General features: G+C 65.2%; 5 protein-coding genes. All 5 read left to right on the top strand.

What is annotated here, in order from left to right; all coding sequences use genetic code 11:
• On the top strand, positions 1–334 hold a 334-nt coding region (locus tag QZ500_RS00490), incomplete at its 5' end, for a hypothetical protein (RefSeq protein ID WP_295849552.1).
• Positions 335–427: 93 nt separating this feature from the next.
• Complete coding sequence (locus QZ500_RS00485; RefSeq protein WP_295849550.1) at positions 428–1,531, top strand: L-dopachrome tautomerase-related protein; 1,104 nt, start codon at positions 428–430, stop codon at positions 1,529–1,531.
• 29 nt (positions 1,532–1,560) lie between these two features.
• Positions 1,561–2,643 carry a catalase family protein gene (locus QZ500_RS00480; RefSeq protein ID WP_295849549.1) on the top strand — a complete coding sequence of 361 codons (1,083 nt, stop codon included), beginning with the start codon at positions 1,561–1,563 and terminating at the stop codon, positions 2,641–2,643.
• Entirely contained in the window at positions 2,640–3,173 is a 534-nt protein-coding gene (locus QZ500_RS00475; protein WP_295849547.1) for a 2Fe-2S iron-sulfur cluster-binding protein, read from the top strand. The genes QZ500_RS00480 and QZ500_RS00475 overlap by 4 nt, the downstream gene beginning before the upstream one ends.
• A partial coding sequence (locus QZ500_RS00470) for an FAD binding domain-containing protein (RefSeq protein WP_295849544.1) occupies positions 3,170–3,576 on the top strand: 407 nt, incomplete at its 3' end. The genes QZ500_RS00475 and QZ500_RS00470, both read left to right, overlap by 4 nt.

Genomic DNA, 3,576 nt, shown 5'->3' with positions numbered 1-3,576 from the left:
CAGGGCGGCGACGGGTGCCGAGGTTCCGGACGCCGACAAGCCCCTGGCGGGTCAGGCCGTCCACTATGCCCCCGGGCTTGGACTGGGAGCCGCCTATGCCGTTGCGGCCAAGTTCCGGCCAGCAGTCACGACCGGTTACGGCGGCGCCTTCGGCATCGCTGCGGCGACCCTGCTCGACGAGGCAGCGGTGTTTGCGGTTGGTCTTGGTAAGGCACCATGGAAGGCGGATCTGAAAACCACGATCTACGGCTATGCCTCTCATCTTGTCTTCGGCGGCGCGGCCGGGCTTGTGCGGCGGCAGGCGCGCGCAATTCTTTTTCGCAGGTCAAACTGATCTGCCGACAACTCTTTGCAATCCAAGGAGTTATGCAACCGTCACGACCAGATGCCTCAGACGATCGAACCATTGAACCAAGAGAGGATGCCCATGACCAAGAGCGCCCTGCTGGCCGGTTTCGCCAGCCTCGCCGCGCTTTGCGCCACCGCCGCCTCCGCCCAGCGTGCCGCCTCGCCGCTAACCCAGGTGGCGCAGTTCGAACACCAGGCGACAGGCGTGGCGGTAGCGGTCGACGGTCGCCGCTTCGTCAACTTCCCGCGCTGGACCGACGACGCGCCGATCTCGGTCGCCGAGGTGATGAAGGACGGCTCGTTGCGCCCCTACCCTGACGCCAACTGGAACGCCTGGCGCAACGCCAAGGCGAATGAGCTGCCGGTGGGAAACCACTTCGTGTGCGTCCAGTCGATCGTGCCGGACGGCCAGGGCAACTTGTGGATCGTCGATCCCGGAGCGCCCGGCAACGAAAAGATCCTACCCGGCGCGCCCAAGCTGGTGAAGATCGACCTCAAGACCAACCAAGTCACCAATATCATCCCCGTGCCGGAGGATGTCGCGCTGCAGGGGACATACCTGAACGACATCCGCTTCTCGCCCGATGGCAAGATGGGCTACATCACCGACAGCGGGACGCGCGGAGCGATCATAGTCGTCGATCTGGACAGTGGCGAGAGCTGGCGCGCGCTTGACGGGCATTTCTCGACACAAGTCGACAAGACGGTCGCCGTCGCCCTTGACGGCCAGCCGCTGCGCCGGCCCGACGGGCGTCAGCCGATGTTCGCCGCCGACGGCATTGCGATCAGCAAGGACGGGCGGACGCTCTACTATCAAGCGCTGACCGGCAAGACGCTCTACTCCATCGACACCCGGCTGCTGGCCCGCGACGTCGAGGATGCCCAGCGCCGGTCCTCCGTGAAGACGGTCGCGCAGAGCCAGGTCGCCGATGGCTTATGGATGAGCAAGGCGGGCGTGCTCTACGTCACTTCGCCCACCGACTACTCGATCAAGCGGCTACGCGGCAGCTTGCTGGAGACGGTACTGACCGACCCACGGCTGCGCTGGCCCGATACTTTCGCGGAAGGGCCGGACGGAAAGATCTACGTCACCGCCAGCCACATCCAGGACACCATGTGGTTCAAGCCTGGAGCGCCGCCGTCGATCCGTACGGAACTGTTCTCCTTCGCGCCCGCGCGCTGATCCCTGCATTTACACCCGAGACGCGACCCATGACTTACTTGCACTACAGCCCCGACATCGAACAGCCTGACGAGGACGAGCAGGCGACGATCGACGGCATCATCCAGGGCATGACCCAGCAGTCCGAAACTGTAGAAAAGCGCGAGCACCACGCCGTGCGCGCCAGCCACGCCAAGAGCACCGCTTGTGCCATCGGCACGCTGACGATCCCGGACGACCTTCCGCCCGAACTGGCGCAGGGCCTGTTCGCACGCAGCGGCAGCTACGATGTCGCGGTCCGGTTCGCGCAAGGTCCCGGCGAGACGCTGGGCGACCGCGTCTCGACCCACCGCGGCATGTCGATCAAGGTCTTCGGCGTCGAGGGCGAGAAGCTACCCGGCCATGACGCCGATACGCAGGACTTCGTGCTGGCGACCGGGCCGACTTTCCCCTCCGGCACCGCCAAGGGTTTCCTGCGCGACGGCACGGTGATCGGCAAGGCGACCGGCTTGCCCGAGACCGCTAAGAGCTCGGTGTCTAGTCTGGCGCGCAACCTCAACAAAGTGCTCGGCACCGTGGCATCGCCGAGCGCGTTGGCGGACTTCTTCGGTCATCCGTTCAGCCATCCGCTGGGCGACAGCTACTTCAGCCAGGCGCCGCTGCGCTGGGGCGACTACGTGGCCAAGGTCGCCGCGTTCCCCGCCTCGACCTACCAGGATGGCCTGCGCAACTGGCAGCTCGATCCCCATCAAGACGAAGACGGCTTCCGCCACGCCGCGGTGGCGTTCTTCGATGAGCATGACGTCGTCTTCGAACTGCGCGTGCAACTCTGGGCCAATGCCAAGACCCAGCCGATCGAGGACGCCTCGGTCGAGTGGCCGGCGCAGGACAGCCAGTACCGCGCCGTCGCCACCATCCGTCTCCCACGCCAGCAGGCCTACTCGCCAGAGCGGGTGCGCTACTTCGACGAAGTCATGACCTTCCGCCCGGCGCATAGCCTGGCAGCGCATCGCCCGCTTGGATCGGTGATGCGCGCAAGGTTGCAGGTCTACCAGGCACTCAGCACCTTTCGCCACCGAGAGAATGGCGTGGTCGAAGCCAATACAGCTCGCATCGAGGACATTCCCGCATGAACGAAGCCGTCACTCTCGATCGCGCCTCCGGTGCCCGCGTCGCCTCCGAACCCATTGGGAGCATTCCGCTGGCGTTCACGCTGAATGGCGAAGCGCGGCACCTTCATGTCTCGCCTTGGACCACCTTGCTGGACCTGCTGCGCGACACGCTCGACCTCACCGGCAGCAAGAAGGGCTGCGACCACGGCCAGTGCGGTGCCTGCACCGTACTGATCGATGGGAAGCGGATGAACTCGTGCCTGAAGCTTGCGGTCACGCTCGACGGGCACGATGTAACGACGATCGAGGGGCTGGGTCAGCCCGGCGACCTTCACCCGCTGCAAGCCGCCTTCATCGAGCATGACGCATTTCAATGTGGCTATTGCACGCCTGGCCAGATCTGCTCGGCGCAAGGCCTTATCAACGAAGGTCATGCGAAAAGCCGCGAGGATGTGCGCGAGCAGATGAGCGGCAACCTTTGCCGCTGCGGCGCTTATCCCAATATTGCCGACGCCGTGCTCGAGGTGCTGGGCACGGAGAAGAGCGAATGATCCGCTTCGATTACGCGCGGCCGACCGCAGTCGCCGAGGCGCTGCAGGCAGGTGCCGGCACGCACACCGCCTATCTCGCCGGCGGCACCAACCTAGTCGACCTGATGAAGGAGAATGTCGCACGGCCCTTGCAGGTGGTCGACATCAACCGCTTGCCCTTGAACCGGATTGAGGAGCTTGACGGCGGCGGGCTGCGGCTGGGCGCGCTCGTCAACAACAACGACACTGCCTATGACAGCCGCGTACAGGAGCGCTATCCGCTGCTGGCCTCCGCGATCCTGGCCGGCGCCTCGCCGCAGTTGCGCAATGCCGCGACCAACGGCGGCAACCTCAACCAGCGCACCCGGTGCTATTACTTCTACGACGTCGACACGCCGTGCAACAAGCGCAACCCCGGCGAGGG

Origin of the sequence: uncultured Xylophilus sp. (assembly GCA_913776965.1) — a bacterium.
GTDB lineage: Bacteria > Pseudomonadota > Gammaproteobacteria > Burkholderiales > Burkholderiaceae_C > Xylophilus.
The sequence above is the reverse complement of the archived record's forward strand: the minus strand, read 5'-3'. Positions and strand labels throughout refer to the sequence as shown.